Source organism: Ochrobactrum sp. C6C9 (genome assembly GCF_022627935.1).
GTDB classification, from domain to species: domain Bacteria; phylum Pseudomonadota; class Alphaproteobacteria; order Rhizobiales; family Rhizobiaceae; genus Brucella; species Brucella teleogrylli.
The window spans coordinates 95,407-116,237 of record NZ_JABXGB010000016.1 but is presented as its reverse complement, the minus strand read 5'-3'; the positions used below and the strand labels follow the sequence as shown (position 1 = coordinate 116,237).

The window sequence follows — 20,831 nt, the reverse complement described above, 5'->3', positions numbered from 1 at the left end:
ATCCATTATCCGTGCCGAAGCAGGCATTTCCTTCAAGAAGGTCGGTCTTATTCTCATTTCTCAAAATACGTCTCCCAGGGCTTGGAAGACTTGTCGTGCGGGTTATGTGCCTTGCCGCCATAAAGCCGGATGAATTCTTGCTGGCCTTCCTCGGTCTGGAACATGGCCGTGCTGAAATCTTTCTTATCGTGATACACACCGGACCACAGCCGATACCCGCCCAATCTCTCCCGGTCGTTCAACAGCTGAACGAGGTTTGTTCGGTGCCAGTTTGTGAGGTAAAGCACGACCTGAAACGGATACTCTTTGTTGATGAACGTTTTTGACGGCTCACCGCGTGACCTGCCGCTCATTTTACGAACACCGTTGGCTTCCATCCGCGGGCAAAGCCCATCGACATTGCGAGGCTCGCATATTCGATTTCCTTCACCAGAAAATCGCGGTCTTTCAGCAAGGTCTCTATTGCAGCTCGCACGTCACCGTCATGGAAGGCGAGTACCAGATCAATTTCGTCCTGGTATCCTTCTTTTTGCGCAAGCGCGTTCATTTGTCGTGCTCCTCATAAGCAGACATCTTCATTTCCAAACCTGTCTGAAATTTTATTACCGGTGCCTGCCCTGTTTTCAGGCGCAGGCTCATTCATTATCGCACGACGATTTTTTCCCACTTGTCGGCAGATGCAGCGCCGCCGAATGGCTTCCCGCCGTGCCGTCGCATAAAGGCGCCCATGAGCCTTTCTGTTGGGAAGCTGAATACGCAGAAATCCACGCCCGACTTTCGCGCCATGCGATGAGGCAAACGGGCGCCAAGACGGTCAGCATCGCGATGCACTTCGCGCCGGGCACATTTCAGAGCGTAAGCTTCAGGAAGAGCGACTTGGAACGTTTTCATCACGCAGCCCTCTTAAAAAGGTCGGCGCGTTGGCCATGTGTTACGGCAAGGCGAGCGAGTTCAACTTCACGCGCCAGAAAGTCGCGGTCTTTCAAAAGCGCTTCAATGGCCGCGTGCACATCGCCGCCGTGGTAGGCGAGAACCTGCTGAATTTCATCTTCGTAATTTTGCACAAGAGCGTTCATGGCTTCCTCCTGCTAATTTAGATGTTCATATTTTGTTCTCATTGTACTCCGTCGTCAAGACGCTAAATTTGACGTACTTTAACGTGCAACAACCTGTGCAACTAATTGTGTAACAAACTGTGATACAATTACGGATGCGTAATTAAAATAATATAATAAAAACAATTACTAAACGGTTAGTTTGATACCAACCGACCGTACCATTTTTCTCAGCCACTCATCAGAAATTATAGTGCTATGTCAACCACTTAGGCGGATTGATTGCCGTCCCGGCATAGACACCCTAATGAGGCAGGCGCCACAAAAGAATGCCGCCAGCCACTGCGGCGACAATTGCGCCGATGAGCAGGAATATGTGGTCGTATAAAGCGATATCGAACATCGTTAGTCTCGCTCTCGTTCAGCCCAAGCCGTGAATCCGATGAGCGCGAACAGCGACACCATCATTGTGCCAATGAACCATAAAAACCAGCTCATACCGGGTTCCTCCGGCGACCAAACAACCCCGACCGGCAAAAGTTCATCCGACTTACGCAAATTGAACGAAAAACCCCGGCGACGCGGCGCGTTACCGGGGTTATGTCGTCAGCGCACTTCGAGCACTTCGCCCGTGCGGCGGTCTATCACAACGCGCATATCGTCATTTCGACGGTCCACGCCCCGAACAACATACACGTTTCGACGTCGCGACACGCTTTCTACTTCATCCATACCCTCGTTGCGTGCGATACTGGCAGCTCTACGCTCGCTTATCTCGTCGCCGTAACCGCGTCGATCACGATCCATGCGCCGATTATCGTCTGGATTGACCTGAATCCCGTTGGGCCCGATTTCGATGCTTTGGGCCTGTGCTGGAACGGTCGCCACAAGCGCTGTCACCATCACCGCTGCGATTGCCGAAAACTTATACATGGCACCTATCCTTATCTCGCGCCCGCCGTGCAAATGAACGGCCAGACCCGCCTGTGGTTCCTGTTGGCGCGGTCAACTCTTTATAACGGGGCGATATATTGATCGTTGCGCTGTTGGGCGTGGCGCGGTGCAGCGTCCATGAGAACGACAACGGGGGCGAGAGGCATAAGTGGTGTAGAAATTATGCCTCTCGCGGGGGCGGGCAATTGCTTAGGCTGCCCGGCTCGGGACTTAATACTCACGTGTTTTAGCTGCAACTTTTAAACGCATAGCGTGTGTCTTATTCGATCAGAACGGGACATTTCTGGCACGATTAGACAAGAAAGGGGGCCAGTCCGCTGCTTGTGCCGCAGAACGGCCCGAGCGGATGAATAAAAAACCCCGGACAAGCCGGGGTTTCAAGCTATTGCCGCCGTCTGGTATCCCAGAAAAGCATCGATACGACCCAGAGAAACGCAAAGAGGATCGTTCCCTCAATCAGAAAATACCAATGCATTGCCATTCCCTCATACAGGAACGCGGCCACCGCCATTGCCATGCGAAATCATCCACGGCATGGCGGCTTCAGGTTTTTCGAGAATATTTCGCTTTCGCGCAAATCCTTCAAATGCGTTTTGCGCCACGATCAGCGGCTTTTGTCCGCTGTGAGCGTCGCAACAGGCGCTCCATGCCACTTCATAGATGATATCGCGATCATCCTGTGGCCATTCATAAAGAAAATCGATTGCGTCGATCGGGCCTGCAATCTCCCTGATTAGAAATTTGCCGTCCTTCACAAAAACAGGACTGTCAAACAAACGGTCGCTCATCGGAACCTCCATTTGATCGAACGATAAAGTTGGAATGACGGCTTCGATTTAGTAATCGCTCCGACGGTTTCAAGAACCCCACAGCATGAATTTCACGAAAGTGCAGCGAGCAAAACAACACGCTTCGCAGATGCGAGGCGCGTGTTTTTAGCGACTATAAGAGGCGGCAGGCTTCAGCTGCAGAGGGGCGCGGCCCTGCTGCATGTGCAGATCAGTTTGCGGCAAGCAGCGCGCTTATTTTCTTCGTTCAGCCATGTCGAAATACGACAGATGACGTATGGCGTTTCATCCGGCTTTGTCGTCCTCTGTGTCAAGATCGTGCACGTCACCTGCACGGTCGTTTCTGTGTTTGGCGAATTGCTGGCGAGACCAGCAGAGGAGGGCATATGAAAGCCATAGCGATAATAGCAATCGGATCGATGATGGTGTCTGGCACTGCGCTTGCTGCGGCACCGGTCGTGGGCGCACAAAAACCTGCGGTAGCGACCAGCAAGGAAAACGGTAAGCCTGTTTTGCTGGCGGTCGGACCGACGCGAAATATAGGTCCAGGCAAAATATTTGGTACCAAAGGCGCTTAGCAGAGGCATTTGCCCCGGTTGACAGCGGGGCAAGTCTTCTATGACCCCATTCGTATACCAACGGCATTTCAGCGGGATTGGACAATCCCGCCGTGAAGCCGTTGTCGCTTGCGCGAAATCTCGCTAAATATGGGGCCACAAACGGGTGCACTTATGGGTGCACAAATATCGGATCGTGTTTGTAGGACCTCGCAATGATTGGATGCCTGCCGCCGCTTATCCTGCTGATTTTAGGGGCTGGCATTGGGGCATTGATCGGCGGCAACACCGATGCCGTCTATGGCGGTTTGATTGGTTTGGCGATCGGCCTCGTCGTAATGATCGTTCTCATCTGGATTCTGATGAAGGCCCGCAACCGATAGGCTCAGAGGCGCGCGTCGTCCTCATGCGCGCGCACTGGTGATAGCCTTTCATGGGCGCAGAAATAGTGAACTATCTCTGGCAGTTTTCTGTGCAATATTAAAAATATAACTATGCGTCATCTGTTACAGGAGTGGCGCATGCAGCGTATCGTTTTATCAATATTCTTATTGTTTTTAAATTTTCCTTTGGCCAATGCTGCGGACAAGGCCGCGGGGGTTCAATATACAAATATAGACAAAAGCTTCACCTTTTTAGGCGGTGTCGGCTACGCTTGGGTCAAGGCGGACGAAATCGTCTACAATGGCGGAAACCGCATGAGCCATTTGTTTTGGCAGTCGCAAATGCCTGTGCTGACCGGCGCTTTCAGGGCCGAGCCCATGAATAATATAACTGTGGTTGGCCGTGTGAAAATCGGGCTGGGTGGCACCCACAAGATGGAAGACTACGATTGGTTAGCGCCATATTTGAAAAGTTATGATTTTGATGACTGGACAGATCGTTCGGTTAGCGATGAGACAGATCTGGATCGTTACATCAATCTGGATATTGCCGTTGGGCATGATTTCGAGATCAATCAACATAACGTCTTCAATCTGCATGGCGGGTTCAAATATACGAATGTGAAATGGACCAGCGGTAACTCGCAATATGTCTACAGCGAAGAGGGATTTCGCGATAAAACGGGCGTCCTCTCTGGGAAGGGGATCAGCTACGAGCAAAGTTTGCCAGCGCTGTTTGTGGGCGGCGAATGGCGTTCAACATTCGAAAAATGGTCTTTTTCGTTGCTGGGGCGCGTAGGAGCAACTGTCGCTGCCAAGGACATCGACGATCATTGGCGCGGGGATAAGCGTTTTACCGATACGTTCGGAAGCCGGGCGTTTCTGGATACGCAGGCCGAAGTCGCTTATGCCTTTACCGAGCGCACAAATGTCTATCTCTCGGCGGCTTATGAAAAATACTTCCGCATGAGGGGCGACACGATGATGGAAAACAGAACAACGGGGGAGGTTAAGAGCTTCCCCGATGATGCAGGCGCCGGCTTGCAGGCGTTCACGCTTGGCGGCGGCCTGAAAGTCAGTTTCTAACATTGCAAAAAGAAAATCGGCCAGAGTTTTGCTCTGGCCGATTTTTAGGAATACTGAGGCTGGCGGCTTACCGGCCAGCGAGAATGCCCGCGATGATGCCCGTTGCCGTGGTGACCAGCAGGAACTGGTTGTCAACCTTCACCCAGCGCTGGCCCGGACCCGGACGGCGCAGACCATAACGCTTGTAGTCGCGCACTTCCGGCTGGCGGCGCCAGTCATTGTAGCGCTGGCCCTTGGACCAATGCTGACGGCCATGGTCACGCGGGTCTTTACGACCGAATTCCTTGCCATGCGGCGGACGCGGCTTCTGGTCCATGCGGTGCGGACCCGGCTTGCGCTGATAATCCTGCGCCTGTGCGGCCAGCGGTGCGCCGATGAAGGAAAGGGCTACGGCTGCAAGAATGACTTTTTTGAACATCATGTTCTCCTTTGCTGTTGGGTGGACACTATTGGGAGACGAATGAACGGAAGATGAATGTCTGCATTTTGAAACATTAAATAAAATCAATGTGATATTAACGCTTTGTTAACCATGGCTTTATGCGCTTGGGCAAACCGCCAAATGGAAACAGAGCCACTTGACCTCAGCGCAATGCGAACGTAATAGTATTACGACGGTTCCCCGACCGAGAGTGAAGGGGATTAATAGGGAACACGGTGAGGACGACCCGAAAAGGGACTGAGACCGTGGCTGCCCCCGCAACTGTAAGCGGATTGCTGTTCATCCTTGTGACGCCGACGGGCGTCATGCCACTGTGTTCAACCGGCGAAAGCTGAAAGACACGGGAAGGCAGATGGAAGCGATTATCTGCAAGCCAGGAGACCTGCCGTCATAGGGCCTTTGGGCCATCATTATCCATTGTCACGGGCGGGGATGCCCGGAGCAGGAGCAGGTTATGACAGCACATCGCGCCGCAAGGCGCTTTCTTTCATCGTCATCCATATCCCCGGATATCTCCGTTTGCTCACGGCGTCTTATCGCCGTCGCTTGCTGACGTGGCCATTTCTCTCACCATTTCGGGGTTTCCCATGACATTGCACGGCAAGACGTCGTTTCGCATCGCTTTATGCGCTCTTTTTCTGTTTGCAGGCGCGCCAGCACTGCAGGCGGCGGAAACGCAATATCCGCTGACGCTGAAGAACTGCGGACGCGACGTTACTTTCAAACAGGCCCCGACGCGCGCAGTGGCTGTCGGTCAAAGCAGCACGGAGATTTTGTACAGCCTTGGTCTGGGTGACAAGGTGGTCGGTACGGCGGTGTGGTTCGGCCCGGTACTGAAAGGCTTTGAAGAGGTCAACGCCAAGGTCAAGCGACTGGCCGATAACGACCCGAGCTTCGAAAGCGTGCTGGCGCAGAAGCCCGATATTGTGACGGCGGATTTCCAATGGCATGTCGGGCCGAATGGCATTGTCGCCAAGCCGGAGCAGTTCGAGGAACTGGGCATCCCGGCCTATACCTCGCCTTCGGATTGTGTCGGCAAGGATAATTCCGGCGGTGGCGACGGCGTGCGCACGGCAGCCTTCACGATGGATATCGTCTATCAGGAAATCGGCGAGCTGGCCGCAATCTTCAACGTGCAGGATCGCGGTGAAAAGCTCATTGCCGAGCTGAAAGGGCGCGAAGATGCGGCGCGCCGCAAGATTGGCGCCAGCGGGGCCAAGCTTTCCGCTGCGGTGTGGTTTTCCAGCACGCAGATTGACGCCGATCCCTATATCGCCGGAAAATTCGGCGCTCCGGCCTATATCCTGTCGGCGCTCGGCATCAGGAATGTGGTCGACAGCCAGGAAGAATGGCCGACCATCGGCTGGGAAACCATCGCCAAATCTGGCCCGTCGATGATCGTGGCAGCAAAACTTGATCGTCGCCGCTATCCGGCGGACGATATTGCCGTGAAGCGCAAATTCCTCGAAAGCGATCCGGTGACAAGCCTGATGCCTGCCGTCAAGGACGGCCACGTCTTTGACATGGATGCGCAGTCGATGAGCACCTCGCTGCGGGTGATTGAGGGCATCGAAACGCTGGCGGCGGCCATCGCTGCCTCGGACCTCAACAAATGACGGCATTGGTAGCCATAGGAAGGCTTCCGTTCAGCAACAAGGTGAGCGCCGGGGTTCTGGCGCTCATCCTGCTGCTTGCCGCCTTGTGGCTGGGCGCAGCGATTGGCGAAACCGCCATACCGCTCGATGTGGTGGCAAAGACCGTCGCCAACCGGCTGTGGCATGCAGGCTATGTGCTCGATCCCATCGATGAAGGGATTGTGTGGAGCTATCGTCTCAGCCGTGCCGTGGTGGCGGCGTGCTGCGGGGCGGCGCTGGCGCTTTCCGGCGTTGTGCTGCAATCGTTGCTGCGCAATTCTCTCGCTGACCCTTATATTCTTGGCATTTCCGCCGGGGCCTCGACCGGGGCTGTCAGCGTCGCCATTCTTGGCATCGGCGCTGGCGTTCTCACTTTGTCGCTTGGCGCATTCATCGGGGCGATTTTTGCCTTTGTGCTGGTGTCGCTGCTGGCGTTGAAGGCGGGGCGGGGCAACAGCGCGATCATTCTGGCCGGTATTGCCGGATCGCAGCTTTTCAACGCGCTGACCTCGTTCATCGTGACCAAGGCGGCCAATGCCGAGCAGGCGCGGGGCATTATGTTCTGGCTGCTTGGCAATCTGTCCGGCGTGCGTTGGCCGGATGTGACGCTGGCGCTGCCTGCTTGCCTGATCGGGCTGGTGGTCTGCCTGTGGCATGCGCGTGCGCTCGACGCCTTCACCTTCGGCGCGGAATCGGCTGCTTCGCTGGGCATTCCAGTGCGGCGTGTTTATGCCGTGCTGATTGGCGCAAGCGCCATGATGACGGCGGTTATGGTCTCCATTGTCGGGTCCATTGGCTTTATTGGCCTTGTCATTCCCCATGCGGCGCGGATGGTGGTGGGTGTCCGGCATGGCGTTTTGCTGCCCACATCCGCTTTGATCGGTGCGATCTTCATGATCGCAGCAGACATCGTGTCGCGCATCATCGTGCCGGGACAGGTGCTGCCCATCGGTGTGGTGACGGCGCTGGTCGGCGCTCCGGCCTTTGCGCTGCTGCTTGGACAGAGGAGGGCGCGGGCATGATGCTGTCGGCACAGAATCTTTCATGGTCGGCAGGCAGCGTCGAAATCCTGCGCGGGGTTTCGCTCGATGTCGTTGAAGGCGAGTTTCTTGGCATTATCGGGCCGAATGGTTCCGGCAAGACCACGCTTCTATCGCTGCTTTCAGGTCTGAAGCGCCCGCGCAGCGGTACGGTTTATCTCGGCGAGGCGCCGATTGAACGCTTCAACCGCCGCGAGATTGCGCGCTTGCTGGCGCTGGTCGAACAGCAGGCGGAAACGACCGAGCGCATCACCGCCCGGCAGGCAGTGGAGCTTGGGCGCACGCCTTATCTCGGTGCGCTTTCACCATGGTCTGCGGAGGATGACGCCATCGTCGATCAGGCGCTTGCGCATGTGGACATGTCGCATCTGGCCAAACGCAACTGGCACACATTGTCGGGCGGTGAACGCCAGCGCCTGCATATTGCCCGCGCTCTGGCGCAGCAGCCGCGCATCCTGTTGCTGGACGAGCCGACCAATCATCTCGATATCGGCCACCAGATCGGCCTTCTCGATCTCGTCCGGCGTCAAAGTCGAACGATGGGCCTGACGGTAGTGGCAGCGCTGCATGATCTTAATCATGCAGCCATGTTCTGCGACCGCATTGCGGTGATGGACCGGGGGCGTCTGGCGGCGCTGGGCGCGCCGCGAGAGGTTTTAACCGTGGAACGCATTCGCTCCGTGTTCGGTGTCGATGTGGAGGTCGAGCATAGCGGCGAGCGCGGCTGTCATATCCGTTACTGCGCCTGCGCCGCTTGACGGCTTACAGCGCCGCTTTCAACCGGCGCTGTTCCAGACCGAGCCCCAGCTCTTCCGCCCGCGCGATGATGGGCGCAAAGCGGCGCTGCTTCTTTTCCGCGTGATTGGAAGCAATATCGGCGATGCGGTGCTTCAGGAACGGGTTGAGAAAACGATTGCGCACGGAAACCACATAGGCTTCCGCTTCCGCGCCAAGCCCGTCTGCTGCGAAAACCGGCAGCACTTCCTCACGCCACAGGGCTTCCAACTCGCTGCGGATGGTTTCATCCTGCATGGCTTCCAGCACGATTTCGTCTTTCGGGCGATTGCCCTTCAGCCAGCGTTCGGCAATGAAACTATGGCCGAGATTGAGCAGATAAAGCTTCAACCGCTCATAGCGCGCCAGATCGTCGGTGACGACGATATCCTTGTGACGGCACGGCAATGTCAGTCCGTCGGCCTGCTCGATGGCCCAGATCGCATAGGGTTCGGCAATAGCACCGACCGGTTCGATGGCCTCGGAGACGATGCGGTCCACCAGACTATTGGCAAAGATGCATCGCGTTTCCAGCCAGTGGGCAAAGCTGTCCGGCAGTTTCCAGTCCTGCGTCAGCCTGATCAGAATTGCGCGCAGCTTGTCGCCATTGCGGGAAATCAGCTCGCACGGAAAAATCGAGAGCGGTGCATCCGGGTTGTTCTGCCAGCGATGGTGCAGAAGCACGAGCAACTTGGCCGGAAAGCTTTTCGGCAGGGTCTGCGGATTGGCGATGAGCGATGCGTCGTCGCTTGCATCCAGCTCATAACCTTTGTCGCCGGTGTTCGAGAGAATCACCTGGACCGTCGCGCCGAGATCGAGAATCGCGGCCCAGTCGGTATGCGCGGAATAGGCAGCGGTCACGCCCCTGGCGTTGTGCTCTGTTTCCGACGGCTTGCCATCGACCAGACCACGGATCACGACCGGATAACCCTTGCCCTCGTTCAGTGCGGCGATGCGTTGCGCGCTTTGCGGATTGGAGGTGGTCTGCACCACGGCAATCGTGCCGATTGCATCGCCCGTTGCCAGCGCTTCGGCGACGAAGAAATCGGCATGGGCGAGCAGAAAACGGCTGGTGCCGAACTGAAGAATCGCTGGCTTGTCTTGCATGGAATGCTCCCGAATTTGCAGGACACAACTAAGCAATCCGCACTAAATTGGTCAAGCCAATAGGCTTTATAGCCCGAAAATAGCGTTGAACTTTTCGGTGGTACTGCGCGATTTGCCGCATTTTCGCACCGATTCAGGCATATTGCGCTTCGGGCTGACCGGAATTATGGTAAGGCCAATTTGGGAGCGACCATGAGCGACTTTGCGGCCACAGCGGAACCCCGCAGGCTTTACCAGCAGATTGCCGACCGGTTGAGAGGTCTCATTCAGGCCGGGCAGTTTCCGGCGGGAAGCAGGCTTCCGGCTGAGCGCGAGCTTGCCCAGCAATTGGGCGTGTCGCGCCCGTCGCTGCGCGAGGCGCTGATCGCTCTCGAAATTGCCGGCAATGTCGAAATCCGTATGGGTTCCGGCATTTATGTCAGCGCCGAGCCGGAAAAGCGCGTTGTGACGCAAGGCGTTTCGATCGGCGAAAGCCCGCTTGAAATCATGCAGGCGCGCGAGTTGATCGAAGGCAGTTTGGTGGTGATGGCCTGTGCGCGCATGACGCCGGAGACCTTGGCTGCCTTGCGCGCCACGCTCGACGAAATGCGCGCCCAGGTGCATGTCGACCGCCGGGCGATGGAGCTTGACCGGCAGTTTCACCTGTTGTTGGCCGAACAGGCAGGCAATTCGGTGGTGGTACGAATTATCCGCGATCTCTTCGATGAGCGGCACAGCCCGCTGACGTCGCAGATCAGAACGCGGTTTGAGAATAACGATACGTGGGTTCTGGCCTTGGCAGAACACGAAATCGTCTATGCAGCGCTGGAGGCGAGGAATCCGCTTCAGGCGCAGGCGGCCATGCGAACGCATCTGGAGCAATCCAAGCAGCGTTGGATGGATAACGAGCCGCGCGACAGATCGCCTATAGCGACATGACCGCGACGACATGAATTGGGAGTGAGGTCAGACCCATGAATATTTCCGTTTCTCCGGCTGCCGCAGCGCCGGTCATTCTCTTGCATCCGTCCGACGATGTCGCGGTTGCGCGTATTTCCGTTCGTGCTGGCGACCCCATCGGTCTGGAAGGCATCAATGCACGCGAACTGATTGGACGCGGCCACAAGGTGGCGATCCGCGCCATTCCAGAAGGCAAGGAAGTTCTGAAATACGGACAGGTCATCGGCGTTGCCACCAAGGACATTGCGCCCGGAGAGCATGTGCATCTGCAAAACCTCGCCATGCTGCCTTCCGAACATGAACACCAGTTCTCCATCGATATCGAAGAACGCGGCATGTTGCCGGAAGCCGAACGCCGCCATTTCATGGGCTATGACCGCGGCGCTGGTGGCGTGGGCACGCGCAACTATATCGGCGTCATTTCCTCGGTAAACTGTTCGGCCACCGTGTCGCGCTATATCGCTGACTATTTCAACCGCATGGGCGGTCTCGACGGATTCGACAATGTGGATGGCGTTGTGGCGCTGACCCATGGCAGCGGTTGCGCGCTCAACACCAAGTCTGAAGGCTATCGCCTTTTGACCCGCACCATTCAGGGTTATGCCAAGCACCCGAATTTCGGCGGTATCCTGCTGATTGGCCTTGGCTGCGAAACGAACCAGATCGCGCCGATCCTCGAACATTACCGCATGGAAGAAGGCTCGCGCCTGCGCACCATGACGATCCAGCAGCACGGCGGCACACGCAAGACCATTGATCATGCGATTGCCGAGATCAAGGAAATGCTGCCGCTGGTCAATTCGGCGGTGCGCACCAAACAGCCGTTGTCGAAGCTGAAAGTGGCTCTGGAATGCGGCGGCTCGGATGGTTATTCCGGCATTTCGGCTAATCCGGCGTTGGGCTATGCCTCTGACCTGATCGTGCGTAATGGCGGCACGACCGTTCTGGCTGAAACGCCGGAAATCTATGGTGCAGAACATCTTTTGACGCGCCGCGCCGTGACGCCTGCGGTGGCGGAAAAGCTGCTGCAGCGCATCGACTGGTGGCGTGATTACACGGCGCGCAATGGCGACGAACTCAATAATAATCCATCGCATGGCAACAAGCTTGGCGGCCTGACCACCATTCTGGAAAAGTCGCTCGGTGCCGTTGCCAAGGGCGGCTCGATGCCGCTCAAGGCGGTCTATGAATTTGCCGAAACCGTCACGGAGCCCGGCTTCGTCTTCATGGATACGCCGGGCTATGATCCGGTTGCCGTGACAGGACAGGTGGCGGGCGGCTGCAATGTCATTTGCTTCACCACGGGCCGTGGTTCGGTTTCCGGCTTCAAGCCCTCGCCCTGCATCAAGATCGCCACGAATTCCGAAATGTACGAGCACATGAAGGAAGACATGGACATCAATTGCGGCGGCATCGTCACCGGCGAGGAGACCATCGAGGAATCCGGCACGCGCATCTTCGAATATATCATCGCGGCCGCCTCCGGCGAAAAGACGCTGAGCGAAATCTACGACTATGGCGACAATGAATTCGTGCCATGGCAGGTCGGCGCCGTTACCTGATCCGCATCTTTCAATCTGTAACCGACAGGAATATCCGATGGTCAAAGCTCTGCGTATAGAGAGCGAAAACGTTACCCGCTTCGCCGAAATCGACGAAGCGCCGCTGCTCCCCGGTCATGTGCGCGTCAAGGTGCGCCATGTCGGCCTCTGCGGCAGCGATCTGAACACCTTCAAGGGTCTCAATCCGCTGGTGCAGCTGCCGCGCATTCCCGGCCATGAAATCGGCGGCGAAATCATCGAGGCCGGTGCGGGCGTCAGTGCGGCCTATGCCGCAGGCACGCGCGTCATCGTGCTGCCCTATACGAATTGCGGCGAATGCTCGTCCTGCCGCAAGGGACGTCTCAATGCGTGCCGCTACAACAAGACGCTCGGCGTGCAGCAGAATGGCGGTCTGGCCGACCAGATCGTGCTGCCAGCCGAAAAGCTGATCCTCAACGATACGCTGGAACCACGCCATTTGGCGCTGGTCGAGCCGCTTTCGGTCGGTTTCCATGCGGTTGCTCGTGGCCGCGTCGAGGCGGGCGATACGGTTGCGGTGCTGGGCTGCGGCATGATCGGCATGGGTGTGCTGATCGGCGCTGTGGCGCGCGGCGCCAAGGTGATCGCCATCGATCCGAGCGCCGAAAAGCGCGAGCTGGCGCTGCAATTCGGTGCCACGCATGTTCTGGCGAGCGGCGAGGATGTGGTGCAAAAGGTCTTGGAACTGACCGGCGATGACGGCGTGGATGTCGCTTTCGAAGCGGTTGGCTTGCCCATCACTTTCACGCAGGCCGTCGATCTTGCGGGCTTTGCGGGACGTGTGGTCTATGTCGGCTACTCCAAGGCACCTGTCACCTATCAGACCCAGTTCTTCAATCTGAAGGAACTCGACATCATGGGCTCGCGCAATGCGACGCTGACCGATTTCGAGGCGGTGGTTTCGCATCTGGAGAAGCTTGGTGCCGACGCCGACAAGCTGATTTCAAAGGTGTTCCCGTTCGATGAAGCCGAACAGGCGCTGCCCTATTGGGATGGCGATCGCAATGTGCTGAAAATCGTGATCGAGCGGGCGTAAGCCGTGGCAAATCGAATAAAGGGGAGCCGGTCTGGCTCCCCTTTTTTTATCGCTTTAGGCAATGCCGATTCTCTTTCAGACCGCATTTGCCGGACCTTGCGTAAAAATTTTTTTGGGCGCTGCCGCGAGAAACCGGCAGATACTTTCCTTCTGCCATCGCAAGGCCGTGCACCGAAAAAATACGGGCTTCGTCGGCCATAAGAGATACCGCTAAAAATAGCGGATTCAGCCCGTTTGGGCGCAAATGGGGCAGGTTTCTGCCCATTTTCATGTATAGACCAATACATATCGGACGACAGTATAATCATACTGTTTTTCTATAATTATAGCGATTTCGTCTTCAATCTATAGTCGTCGGTCTGATGTCGCAGCTGATGGCATATTTGTCGCATGCCGTTCGTGCAATTGAGTGGCGGAGGACTACTATTGTCCTCATGCTGGCCGACTTCGACCTACTTAAGTAATGCCCCGGCCAGCCTGCATATTTCGTCGCGCAACCTTTCAAAAAAGCATTAAAGGGGATGGGTGCGCTTGGATGAATTCACCGCAGTGGGTGGACATGTCGGGAAATGACCTATATAGAATCAGGCAATCTTTCGCTAATCATTCCGTGCGAACCGTTCGCGGTTCGCAGATTGTGTGTGCGCGATTCGCGCTGGAATGAAGTCATATCAATCTTGAAAAGGAGATTAAGTCCGCCAGCACAGCGGGGTTAAACTTAATGCATGGTATTTTATACAAGGATGAAAGTATGAAGTCGCCGGCTAAGACAAAGATAAGCTTGAATGGCGTGTTTAAAGTCTTCGGCGACGACCCGAAGCGTGCAATGGAAGCGTTGCGCGCAGGCAAGTCAAAAGCGCAGATTTACAGCGATCTCGGGGCCACAATCGGCGTCGATGATGCAAGTTTCGATATTTATGAAGGCGAAGTATTCGTCATCATGGGTCTGTCCGGCTCGGGCAAATCGACCCTCCTGCGCCTGCTCAACCGGCTTATCGAACCGACCGCCGGATCCATCGAAGTGGAAGGCCGCGATATCGTCAAAATGACGAAGCGCGAGCTGATCGATCTTCGCCGCCGCGACATGAGCATGGTTTTCCAGTCATTCGCGCTGTTGCCCAATCGTTCGGTGCTGAACAACGCCGCCTTTGGCCTTGAAGTGGCCGGGATGGGCGAAGCCGAGCGCCACGCCAAGGCGTTGACCGCGCTCGCAGCCGTCGGTCTCGAACCCTATGCCAACAGCATGCCGGACCAGCTTTCCGGTGGTATGAAGCAGCGCGTCGGCCTGGCGCGGGCTCTGGCCAGCGAGCCGACGATCCTTTTGATGGATGAAGCGTTTTCTGCGCTCGATCCGCTGATCCGCACCGAAATGCAGGATGAGTTGAAGCGCCTTCAGGCCGAGCATAGCCGCACCATCATCTTCGTCAGCCATGACCTTGATGAAGCGATGCGCATCGGCGACCGTATCTGCATCATGCAGCACGGCAAGGTCGTGCAGGTGGGCACGCCGAACGAGATCGTCTCGGAGCCTGCCAATGATTATGTCCGGTCCTTCTTCCGCAATGTGGATGTGTCGCGTGTCTTCAAGGCCGCCGATGTCGCCCGTGAGGATGAGTTGATCGTGTTTGAACCCGAACAGCTTGCCACCGCTCTTGAGCGCTTTGACGCCAGCGGCAAGACCTTTGGTGTGCTGATCGATGCAGACCGCACCTATCGCGGTCTTGTCAGCCGGGATGCGCTGGCCAAAGGCGTCCCCGCCGAGGCAGGAACGCGACTTGACGATGTGGCCGCCATCGAGGCGGAAGCGCCACTGTCGGGTCTCCTGACGCAGGTTGCCGCCAGCCCGTGGCCGATGCCCGTCACCGACCAGCATAACCGCTACGTGGGCGCGATCAGCAAGTCGGCATTGCTTGAAACCTTGGGCCGGGCGGGCTGATTGCCCGTCGCCAATTCGCTCTCGCACGCTTTGTGTGACGCATTTCCAGCAAAACCGGTTACCACTTTTGCTGGAAATGTTTCCCACCCAGTCCAGAAATACGGAAATGGACGGTAAAACATGGATTTGAATTTCAGTGTTGGTGGTGCGGCTGATGTTGTGGTCAATTACATTCTCGACCACTTCACGCCTGCACTCGACATAATCGCAGCGACCATCGGTTTTGTGACCGATGGTATTCAAAACGCTCTCATCGCTATTCCACCCGTTGCTGGTGTGGCCATCCTCACCTTGCTCGCGCTGTGGCGCGTGGGCTGGAAGTTTGCGATCTTCACCCTTCTCGCATTGGCGCTCATCATCCATATGGAATTGTGGAGCGGCACAATGGAAAGCCTGTCGCTGGTGCTGGCATCGACCGTCATCGCGGTGGTGATTGGCATCCCGCTTGGCATCGCCATGGCGCGCAGCGACACGGTGGCGTCAGTCGTGCGCCCGGTGCTCGACCTGATGCAGACGATGCCAGCCTTCGTCTATCTTATTCCGGCGGCGATGTTCTTCGGCCTTGGCGCCGTGCCCGGCACGATTGCGACGGTAATTTTCGCCATGCCGCCGGTGGTGCGCCTGACCAATCTCGGCATTCGGCAGGTTCATGCAGAATTCGTCGAAGCGGGTCTAGCCTTCGGCTGCACATCGCGCCAGCTTCTGTTCAAGGTGCAACTGCCAAACGCCATGCCGTCGATCATGGCCGGTGTAAACCAGACGATCATGCTGTCGCTGTCGATGGTGGTCATCGCATCGATGATTGGCGCGGGCGGCCTTGGAAATACGGTCCTGACCGGCATTCAGCGCCTCAATGTGGGGCTTGGCTTCGAAGGCGGACTGGCCGTGGTCATTCTGGCGGTCATTCTCGACCGGATTACCCAGAGCTTCGGCAAGGGAAATGGCACCGGTTTCTTCAAGAGACTGGCATCGTTGAGAAAGGCGGCGGACACACAATCCGCCTCATCCTTTCGCAAGCAGGAAGCATGAGACAACCAGAAACAATAACGGGAACTGAATCCAATCGAAAAGGAGTAGGCATGTTGAAGAAACTTGCAGGTTTCGGTCTGGCTGCAGTGGTGGCGGGTACCATGACAATGGGCGCGGCCTTTGCGCAAGATAGCAAGACGGTGAAGATCGGCTGGGCCCCATGGTCCGACGCCGAATTCGTCACCAAGCTGGCGAAGAAGCTGATCGAAGACAATCTCGGCCAGAAGGTCGAACTGGTGCAGACTGATGTTGCACCGCTTTATCAGGGCGTCAGCCGTGGCGATATCGACGCCATGATGATGGCCTGGTTGCCGGAAACCCACGCCGATTATTACAAGCGCGTCGAGGGCAAAGTCGAAGATCTCGGGCCGCTCTATGAAGGCGCAAAGCTCGGCTGGATCGTGCCGGATTATATTCCGGAAAGCGAAATCAGCTCCATCGCCGATCTGAAGAAGCCGGAAGTGAAGGAAAAGCTGAAAGGCGAAATTCAAGGCATCGATCCGGGCGCCGGTCTGACGCGCCTTTCGCAGGAAGCGATCAAGAAATACGGGCTTGATTACAAGCTCAATATTTCGAGTGAAGCGGCAATGCTCACGACTGTTGACCGCGCGACGCGCTCGGATGGCTGGTTCGTGGCAACCTCGTGGAGCCCGCACTGGATGTTCGGCAAGTATAAGCTGCGCTATATTGCCGATCCGGAAGGCGCGCTGGGTGGTGCTGAACATATCAACGCCATTGCACGCAAGGGCTTCAAGGAAGACAACCCGAAAGTTGCTTCGCTGCTGACCAAGTTCAGCATTCCGATCAGCGAACTCGAAGCGGCGATGTTCGATGCGCAGGAAACCTCCTACGAGAAGGCTGTCGATAAATATATCGCCGATCATCCGGACCGCATCAAGGAATGGCTTGCCGAATAATTAGGTAAGCTCTGACAGGAAAAAGCCCCGCTCACGCGGGGCTTTTTTAGCCCCTGCGGGCGATCAGAATACCGGCAATGACGATTGCGCCGCCCAGCCCCTGCATCATGCCGAGCGGTTCGGACAAAATGGTCCAGGCGAGAAACGCCGCCACCACCGGCTGAAGCAGCAAGGTGAGCGACGAGAAGGAAGCCGGCAGAAATGCAAGCGCATAGGCGATCATGCTTTGTCCGGCGGCATGGGTGAGCCATGCAAGTCCTGCCAGTATCAGCCAGCCGTAGAGCGTGGTGGGCACGATCTGCCCTTCGGCAAAATAGGCGACTGGCAGCGAAACGATCGCCGCTATGGCGCTGCTCCAGAGCATGATGCGCATGGTCGAAAACCGGTTGCGCAGGCGTCCGACCGCCAGAATGTAACCGGCATAGAACACGGCAGCCAGCAGTGCGAGCGCATCGCCCGATGATTGCGAATGCAGGAGTTCGCCCGGCCCGCCTTTCAGCACGACCACACCCAGAATGGCCACAACCAACCCGATGATGAAGGACTGGCTGACACGCGCCTTGTAGAGCAGCCATGCGGCGAGCGTGACGAAGATCGGCGCCATATTGGCCAGAAGCGTCGCATTGGCGACCGACGTATAATGCAGCGACAAATGCCACGCGCCGAGATCGGCGGCGATGAACAGGCCGGGCACGGCCAGCAGCAGGCAATCCGTGAGGGTGAGGCGCTTGTTGTCTTTTATGTCGCTGCGTTCGCGTCCGCTCATCAGCAGCAGCGGGATGACCGCCAACGCCACGCGCCAGAAGCCGGTGGCAAGGGGGCCGACTTCCGACAGGCGGACAAAGATCGGCGAACTCGCAATGGCAAAGCCACCGGCCACCAGAATGGGCATGGCCCAACGCTGGCCAAAGGTCTGGGCGCTTGAAGGGGACGGGCCCGTTACGGGGCTTTCTGGAGCGGTCGTCTGCGACATTATCAAACTCGGGTCAAACTCGGGCGAAACCGGCGTTGCAGAGCGAATTCAGCATATTTTTTCTGCAACACATGTTCTGAAACCGTCTGTCATGTCGCAAAGCAGTCGAATTATAGAAATTCTTGACTGTTGGCATGCAGACGCCGAGATGCTTATTCCTGTTTGATGACAGCGTCCAGAAGAAAGAATGCGGGCATGACTGCTTTGCAGCCGTTGCTGCCACAACGCTTTCAGGAGGACGGTGCGTACAAAAAAGCGCCCCGCAGGGCGCTTTCCGATTGTCGATCTATGGCGCGTTACCGATAGGGCGAGACACATTGTCTGCGCGGGCCGCTGTTCGGCTGGAAGGTGTTATCCGATACGCGATAGGTGCGATAACGGTTCTGACACCAACGAACGTGGTTGTTGCTGTGAACAACGCGGGGCTGGTTCAGCGCGCCGCCGACGATTGCGCCTGCCGTGAAGGCTGCCAGCGGATACCACCAGCCATCACTGTGGCGGCGATAGCCGTTGCGGTAGTAGCGCGAGCCGTGATGGCCATGCCAGTAACCGGGACGGTTCGACGGACGGTGGCTGCTATGGGGCGGGCGACCGGGGCGATGGGCATTGCTTGGAGGGCGGCCCGGCCTGTGGGCGTTGCTCGGCGGACGTTTGTGGCGCTGGGCATGACCGCGCGGCGGACGGCGATCATCGCGAACCTGTTCGACGTTCTGATTGAGAGCAGGACGCTCAAGGTTCATCGGCGCAGCCATGGTTGTTACGATGGATGTAAATCCAAAGACCAGCGCCAAGGTCCCCGCGCACGCCTTTTTCAGAATTTTCATATGCAACCCTCCGTATGGAATGACGCAACTAAACGCCTGAAAACACAATTGGTTCCGTTTCCAGGCGATGATTGGCCCACAATTTTGACCGGAGGATTGTGAAATCTATTCCGTGCCGATGCGCACGATCTTGTCGACCAGAGCGGACGCCAGATGGAGCGCGCTGCCGGTAGCAGCCACGATCTGGGGCAGGATCATCCATTCCAGCATCCATGCCGCGCCCGAACGTTCCTGCTCATGCACCATGGATTGATGCAGGCCGGAAACTTGCACCGCGTTGAAACGGGCAAGGCTGACCAGCACTTCCGCGCCGACCGGATTTTGCTTGTGCGGCATGGCCGATGATCCGCCGCCGCCCGAAAGCGAAAGCTCTGCGCCAAGTTCGGCCATCAGCGCAATGTCCTGCCCGAATTTGCCGAGCGTTCCCGTGATCAGCGACAGAAGGCTGCCGAATTCCGCGATGAAAGCGCGCTGGCTTTGCCATTGCGGGCGGTCGTGCAGACCAAGTTTCTCTGCCAGAAGCGCGCGCAGGGCTGGGCCGCTCTCGCCGAACTTTTCAAGCGTTCCCGCCGCGCCGCCAAATTGCAGCGGAAAGCCGAGGGTGCTGAGCTTCTGGTCGTAACCGCCGAGCGGCGTCTGCCAGCTCGCAATCCGGTCGGAAACCGTGACGGGAATGGCGGCCTGCATCCGGGTATAGGCGGTGAGGCTGTTTTTGCCGAAGGTCGCGTCAAGCCATTTGAAGCGGTCGGAAAGATGATGCAGCCGACCGCGCAGAATACCATTCACCGCCTGCAGCCGCAGCATCAGGCTTGTGTCGATGACATCCTGACTGGTTGCTCCGAAATGCAGCTGTGCGGCGAATTCCGGGCCTGTCGCCTTGCGCAGTTCCTTCACGAGTGCCGGAACGATCACGCCATCCCGTGCCGTCCCGCTTTCAAGAACGGACAGGTCCGGTTCGAAAGTCTCAGCCGCCAACCTGATCGCATTGGCGGCTTCGACCGGGATTATGCCGAGCGAAGCCTGGGCATCCGACAATGCCACCTCGAAGCGGACCATTCCGGCGATGTCAGCCGCAGCCGTGAAGAGACTTAATATCTCTTCGTCATCGCCGAAAAGCCCGGCCAGAAACGGATGTTCGAATACCGAAATGCTCATGCGTCAAATATCGAAAAAGACGGTTTCTTTTTCGCCCTGCAAATAAATGTCGAAGTGATAGATGTCACCTTCGCGCTGGCCGATCAAGGTCTCAACGCGCGCACGATGCTCGACGCGCGCCAGAACCGGATCTTCCGCATTGGCGTCTGCCTCATCGGAAAAATACATCCGCGTCTGCAAGCCGAGATTGATGCCGCGTGCAACGATCCAGAACGTGATATGCGGCGCCATCAGGCGTCCATCCCGGAAGGGAACGCGACCGGGCTTGATCGTCTCGAACACGAACTCGCCAGTTTCCATATGGCTGGGGCAGCGGCCCCATCCACGGAAATTGGGGTCGGCCTTGCCGCCGGTTTCCGAAGGGCTGTTGTAAAGCCCCTTGGCGTCGGCCTGCCAGATTTCCACCAGCGCATCGCGCAGCGGCGCGCCCATGCCGTCGATAACGCGACCCTTGATGGTCACACGCTCGCCGGACGTCTTGTCGTTGGTGAGCGGGCCGGACCCGAGATCTTCCGCGAAAACGCCATTGATTCCGACGAAATTCGGCGTCAACCCGATATGGACGTAAGGGCCCGCAGTTTGCGATGCGCTTTCCTTGAGATAACCCAGTGGCTGTACCATA

24 protein-coding genes and 1 riboswitch are annotated in these 20,831 nt (G+C 57.1%); of the genes, 12 read left to right on the top strand and 12 right to left on the bottom strand.

What is annotated here, in order from left to right; genetic code table 11:
* Window positions 1-53 precede the first annotated feature (53 nt).
* The 6 genes from HWD97_RS14505 to HWD97_RS14480 all read right to left on the bottom strand — a co-directional run bounded on the left by HWD97_RS14505 (window position 54) and on the right by HWD97_RS14480 (window position 2,797).
* Window positions 54-377, bottom strand: a complete 324-nt coding sequence (locus HWD97_RS14505) for a hypothetical protein (RefSeq protein ID WP_371835163.1) — start codon at window positions 375-377, stop codon at window positions 54-56.
* Window positions 350-547, bottom strand: coding sequence for a hypothetical protein (locus HWD97_RS14500; protein ID WP_121538175.1), 198 nt, complete (start codon window positions 545-547; stop codon window positions 350-352). The genes HWD97_RS14505 and HWD97_RS14500 overlap by 28 nt, the downstream gene beginning before the upstream one ends.
* Window positions 548-642: 95 nt before the next feature.
* Window positions 643-891, bottom strand: coding sequence for a hypothetical protein (locus HWD97_RS14495; RefSeq protein WP_371835162.1), 249 nt, complete (start codon window positions 889-891; stop codon window positions 643-645).
* Entirely contained in the window at window positions 891-1,076 is a 186-nt protein-coding gene (locus HWD97_RS14490) for a CUE domain-containing protein (protein ID WP_109367115.1), read from the bottom strand. The genes HWD97_RS14495 and HWD97_RS14490 overlap by 1 nt, the downstream gene beginning before the upstream one ends.
* A gap of 585 nt (window positions 1,077-1,661) precedes the next feature.
* Entirely contained in the window at window positions 1,662-1,988 is a 327-nt protein-coding gene (locus tag HWD97_RS14485) for a PepSY domain-containing protein (RefSeq protein WP_371835161.1), read from the bottom strand.
* A gap of 506 nt (window positions 1,989-2,494) precedes the next feature.
* Window positions 2,495-2,797, bottom strand: a complete 303-nt coding sequence (locus HWD97_RS14480) for a DUF982 domain-containing protein (RefSeq protein ID WP_109367117.1) — start codon at window positions 2,795-2,797, stop codon at window positions 2,495-2,497.
* Window positions 2,798-3,183: 386 nt separating this feature from the next.
* Between HWD97_RS14480 and HWD97_RS14475 the strand changes: the two genes are divergently transcribed.
* The 3 genes from HWD97_RS14475 (at window position 3,184) to HWD97_RS14465 (ending at window position 4,823) form a co-directional block, all read left to right on the top strand.
* Window positions 3,184-3,375 carry a hypothetical protein gene (locus HWD97_RS14475; RefSeq protein ID WP_109367119.1) on the top strand — a complete coding sequence of 64 codons (192 nt, stop codon included), beginning with the start codon at window positions 3,184-3,186 and terminating at the stop codon, window positions 3,373-3,375.
* A 194-nt stretch (window positions 3,376-3,569) separates the two neighbouring features.
* Window positions 3,570-3,737: a hypothetical protein gene (locus tag HWD97_RS14470; RefSeq protein ID WP_167836071.1), complete on the top strand. Its 168-nt coding sequence runs from the start codon at window positions 3,570-3,572 to the stop codon at window positions 3,735-3,737.
* A 138-nt stretch (window positions 3,738-3,875) separates the two neighbouring features.
* A complete protein-coding gene (locus HWD97_RS14465) occupies window positions 3,876-4,823 on the top strand; it encodes an omptin family outer membrane protease (RefSeq protein WP_109367120.1) in 948 nt (315 codons plus the stop codon).
* A gap of 67 nt (window positions 4,824-4,890) precedes the next feature.
* Here the strand turns inward: HWD97_RS14465 and HWD97_RS14460 are convergent, their stop codons facing one another.
* Window positions 4,891-5,241, bottom strand: a complete 351-nt coding sequence (locus HWD97_RS14460) for an RcnB family protein (RefSeq protein WP_109367121.1) — start codon at window positions 5,239-5,241, stop codon at window positions 4,891-4,893.
* Between the two features lie 180 nt (window positions 5,242-5,421).
* A riboswitch (cobalamin riboswitch) is annotated at window positions 5,422-5,670 on the top strand.
* Between the two features lie 182 nt (window positions 5,671-5,852).
* Between HWD97_RS14460 and HWD97_RS14455 the strand changes: the two genes are divergently transcribed.
* The 3 genes from HWD97_RS14455 to HWD97_RS14445 are packed head-to-tail and all read left to right on the top strand — an operon-like array spanning window position 5,853 to window position 8,697.
* Window positions 5,853-6,881, top strand: coding sequence for an ABC transporter substrate-binding protein (locus HWD97_RS14455; RefSeq protein ID WP_109367122.1), 1,029 nt, complete (start codon window positions 5,853-5,855; stop codon window positions 6,879-6,881).
* Window positions 6,878-7,921 (top strand): iron ABC transporter permease, encoded by a 1,044-nt coding sequence (locus HWD97_RS14450; protein ID WP_109367123.1) that lies wholly within the window; start codon window positions 6,878-6,880, stop codon window positions 7,919-7,921. Before HWD97_RS14455 ends, HWD97_RS14450 begins: the two co-directional genes overlap by 4 nt.
* Window positions 7,918-8,697 (top strand): ABC transporter ATP-binding protein, encoded by a 780-nt coding sequence (locus HWD97_RS14445; protein ID WP_109367124.1) that lies wholly within the window; start codon window positions 7,918-7,920, stop codon window positions 8,695-8,697. Before HWD97_RS14450 ends, HWD97_RS14445 begins: the two co-directional genes overlap by 4 nt.
* Window positions 8,698-8,701: 4 nt before the next feature.
* Here the strand turns inward: HWD97_RS14445 and HWD97_RS14440 are convergent, their stop codons facing one another.
* Window positions 8,702-9,820: a mannitol dehydrogenase family protein gene (locus HWD97_RS14440; RefSeq protein ID WP_121538177.1), complete on the bottom strand. Its 1,119-nt coding sequence runs from the start codon at window positions 9,818-9,820 to the stop codon at window positions 8,702-8,704.
* A gap of 192 nt (window positions 9,821-10,012) precedes the next feature.
* On the opposite strand from HWD97_RS14440, the gene HWD97_RS14435 reads away from it, so the two are divergent.
* The 6 genes from HWD97_RS14435 (at window position 10,013) to HWD97_RS14410 (ending at window position 17,257) form a co-directional block, all read left to right on the top strand.
* Entirely contained in the window at window positions 10,013-10,738 is a 726-nt protein-coding gene (locus HWD97_RS14435; protein ID WP_109367126.1) for a FadR/GntR family transcriptional regulator, read from the top strand.
* 35 nt (window positions 10,739-10,773) lie between these two features.
* Window positions 10,774-12,321 carry a UxaA family hydrolase gene (locus tag HWD97_RS14430; RefSeq protein ID WP_140023945.1) on the top strand — a complete coding sequence of 516 codons (1,548 nt, stop codon included), beginning with the start codon at window positions 10,774-10,776 and terminating at the stop codon, window positions 12,319-12,321.
* A gap of 37 nt (window positions 12,322-12,358) precedes the next feature.
* Window positions 12,359-13,375: a zinc-binding alcohol dehydrogenase family protein gene (locus HWD97_RS14425; protein ID WP_121538181.1), complete on the top strand. Its 1,017-nt coding sequence runs from the start codon at window positions 12,359-12,361 to the stop codon at window positions 13,373-13,375.
* A 751-nt stretch (window positions 13,376-14,126) separates the two neighbouring features.
* Window positions 14,127-15,311, top strand: coding sequence for a glycine betaine/L-proline ABC transporter ATP-binding protein ProV (proV, locus tag HWD97_RS14420; RefSeq protein ID WP_121538356.1), 1,185 nt, complete (start codon window positions 14,127-14,129; stop codon window positions 15,309-15,311).
* 120 nt (window positions 15,312-15,431) lie between these two features.
* A complete protein-coding gene (locus HWD97_RS14415; protein WP_121538183.1) occupies window positions 15,432-16,340 on the top strand; it encodes a proline/glycine betaine ABC transporter permease in 909 nt (302 codons plus the stop codon).
* A 50-nt stretch (window positions 16,341-16,390) separates the two neighbouring features.
* Entirely contained in the window at window positions 16,391-17,257 is an 867-nt protein-coding gene (locus HWD97_RS14410) for a glycine betaine ABC transporter substrate-binding protein (RefSeq protein ID WP_109367130.1), read from the top strand.
* A gap of 46 nt (window positions 17,258-17,303) precedes the next feature.
* On the opposite strand, the gene HWD97_RS14405 is transcribed toward HWD97_RS14410, so the two are convergent.
* From HWD97_RS14405 to pcaG, 4 genes are all read right to left on the bottom strand, one after another.
* A complete protein-coding gene (locus tag HWD97_RS14405) occupies window positions 17,304-18,230 on the bottom strand; it encodes a DMT family transporter (RefSeq protein ID WP_121538185.1) in 927 nt (308 codons plus the stop codon).
* Between the two features lie 296 nt (window positions 18,231-18,526).
* The gene (locus HWD97_RS14400) at window positions 18,527-19,054 is read right to left on the bottom strand and encodes a BA14K family protein (protein WP_371835160.1); all 528 of its coding nucleotides are present in this window, start codon (window positions 19,052-19,054) and stop codon (window positions 18,527-18,529) included.
* A 105-nt stretch (window positions 19,055-19,159) separates the two neighbouring features.
* Window positions 19,160-20,209 (bottom strand): 3-carboxy-cis,cis-muconate cycloisomerase, encoded by a 1,050-nt coding sequence (locus HWD97_RS14395; protein WP_121538189.1) that lies wholly within the window; start codon window positions 20,207-20,209, stop codon window positions 19,160-19,162.
* A 3-nt stretch (window positions 20,210-20,212) separates the two neighbouring features.
* On the bottom strand, window positions 20,213-20,830 hold the full coding sequence (gene pcaG, locus HWD97_RS14390) for a protocatechuate 3,4-dioxygenase subunit alpha (protein WP_121538191.1): 618 nt from the start codon (window positions 20,828-20,830) through the stop codon (window positions 20,213-20,215).
* Window position 20,831 lies beyond the last annotated feature (1 nt).

Coding starts and splice junctions, on each gene's coding strand:
- HWD97_RS14440 (WP_121538177.1), bottom strand. CDS start 9,820: ATGCAAGACAAGCCAGCGATTCTTCAGTTCGGCACCAGCCGTTTTCTG.
- HWD97_RS14455 (WP_109367122.1), top strand. CDS start 5,853: ATGACATTGCACGGCAAGACGTCGTTTCGCATCGCTTTATGCGCTCTT.
- HWD97_RS14485 (WP_371835161.1), bottom strand. CDS start 1,988: ATGTATAAGTTTTCGGCAATCGCAGCGGTGATGGTGACAGCGCTTGTG.
- HWD97_RS14395 (WP_121538189.1), bottom strand. CDS start 20,209: ATGAGCATTTCGGTATTCGAACATCCGTTTCTGGCCGGGCTTTTCGGC.
- proV (WP_121538356.1), top strand. CDS start 14,127: ATGAAGTCGCCGGCTAAGACAAAGATAAGCTTGAATGGCGTGTTTAAA.
- HWD97_RS14435 (WP_109367126.1), top strand. CDS start 10,013: ATGAGCGACTTTGCGGCCACAGCGGAACCCCGCAGGCTTTACCAGCAG.
- HWD97_RS14425 (WP_121538181.1), top strand. CDS start 12,359: ATGGTCAAAGCTCTGCGTATAGAGAGCGAAAACGTTACCCGCTTCGCC.
- HWD97_RS14450 (WP_109367123.1), top strand. CDS start 6,878: ATGACGGCATTGGTAGCCATAGGAAGGCTTCCGTTCAGCAACAAGGTG.
- HWD97_RS14410 (WP_109367130.1), top strand. CDS start 16,391: ATGTTGAAGAAACTTGCAGGTTTCGGTCTGGCTGCAGTGGTGGCGGGT.
- HWD97_RS14465 (WP_109367120.1), top strand. CDS start 3,876: ATGCAGCGTATCGTTTTATCAATATTCTTATTGTTTTTAAATTTTCCT.
- HWD97_RS14490 (WP_109367115.1), bottom strand. CDS start 1,076: ATGAACGCTCTTGTGCAAAATTACGAAGATGAAATTCAGCAGGTTCTC.
- HWD97_RS14480 (WP_109367117.1), bottom strand. CDS start 2,797: ATGAGCGACCGTTTGTTTGACAGTCCTGTTTTTGTGAAGGACGGCAAA.
- HWD97_RS14430 (WP_140023945.1), top strand. CDS start 10,774: ATGAATATTTCCGTTTCTCCGGCTGCCGCAGCGCCGGTCATTCTCTTG.
- HWD97_RS14445 (WP_109367124.1), top strand. CDS start 7,918: ATGATGCTGTCGGCACAGAATCTTTCATGGTCGGCAGGCAGCGTCGAA.
- HWD97_RS14460 (WP_109367121.1), bottom strand. CDS start 5,241: ATGTTCAAAAAAGTCATTCTTGCAGCCGTAGCCCTTTCCTTCATCGGC.
- HWD97_RS14470 (WP_167836071.1), top strand. CDS start 3,570: ATGATTGGATGCCTGCCGCCGCTTATCCTGCTGATTTTAGGGGCTGGC.
- HWD97_RS14505 (WP_371835163.1), bottom strand. CDS start 377: ATGGAAGCCAACGGTGTTCGTAAAATGAGCGGCAGGTCACGCGGTGAG.
- HWD97_RS14405 (WP_121538185.1), bottom strand. CDS start 18,230: ATGTCGCAGACGACCGCTCCAGAAAGCCCCGTAACGGGCCCGTCCCCT.
- pcaG (WP_121538191.1), bottom strand. CDS start 20,830: ATGGTACAGCCACTGGGTTATCTCAAGGAAAGCGCATCGCAAACTGCG.
- HWD97_RS14400 (WP_371835160.1), bottom strand. CDS start 19,054: ATGAAAATTCTGAAAAAGGCGTGCGCGGGGACCTTGGCGCTGGTCTTT.
- HWD97_RS14415 (WP_121538183.1), top strand. CDS start 15,432: ATGGATTTGAATTTCAGTGTTGGTGGTGCGGCTGATGTTGTGGTCAAT.
- HWD97_RS14500 (WP_121538175.1), bottom strand. CDS start 547: ATGAACGCGCTTGCGCAAAAAGAAGGATACCAGGACGAAATTGATCTG.
- HWD97_RS14495 (WP_371835162.1), bottom strand. CDS start 891: ATGAAAACGTTCCAAGTCGCTCTTCCTGAAGCTTACGCTCTGAAATGT.
- HWD97_RS14475 (WP_109367119.1), top strand. CDS start 3,184: ATGAAAGCCATAGCGATAATAGCAATCGGATCGATGATGGTGTCTGGC.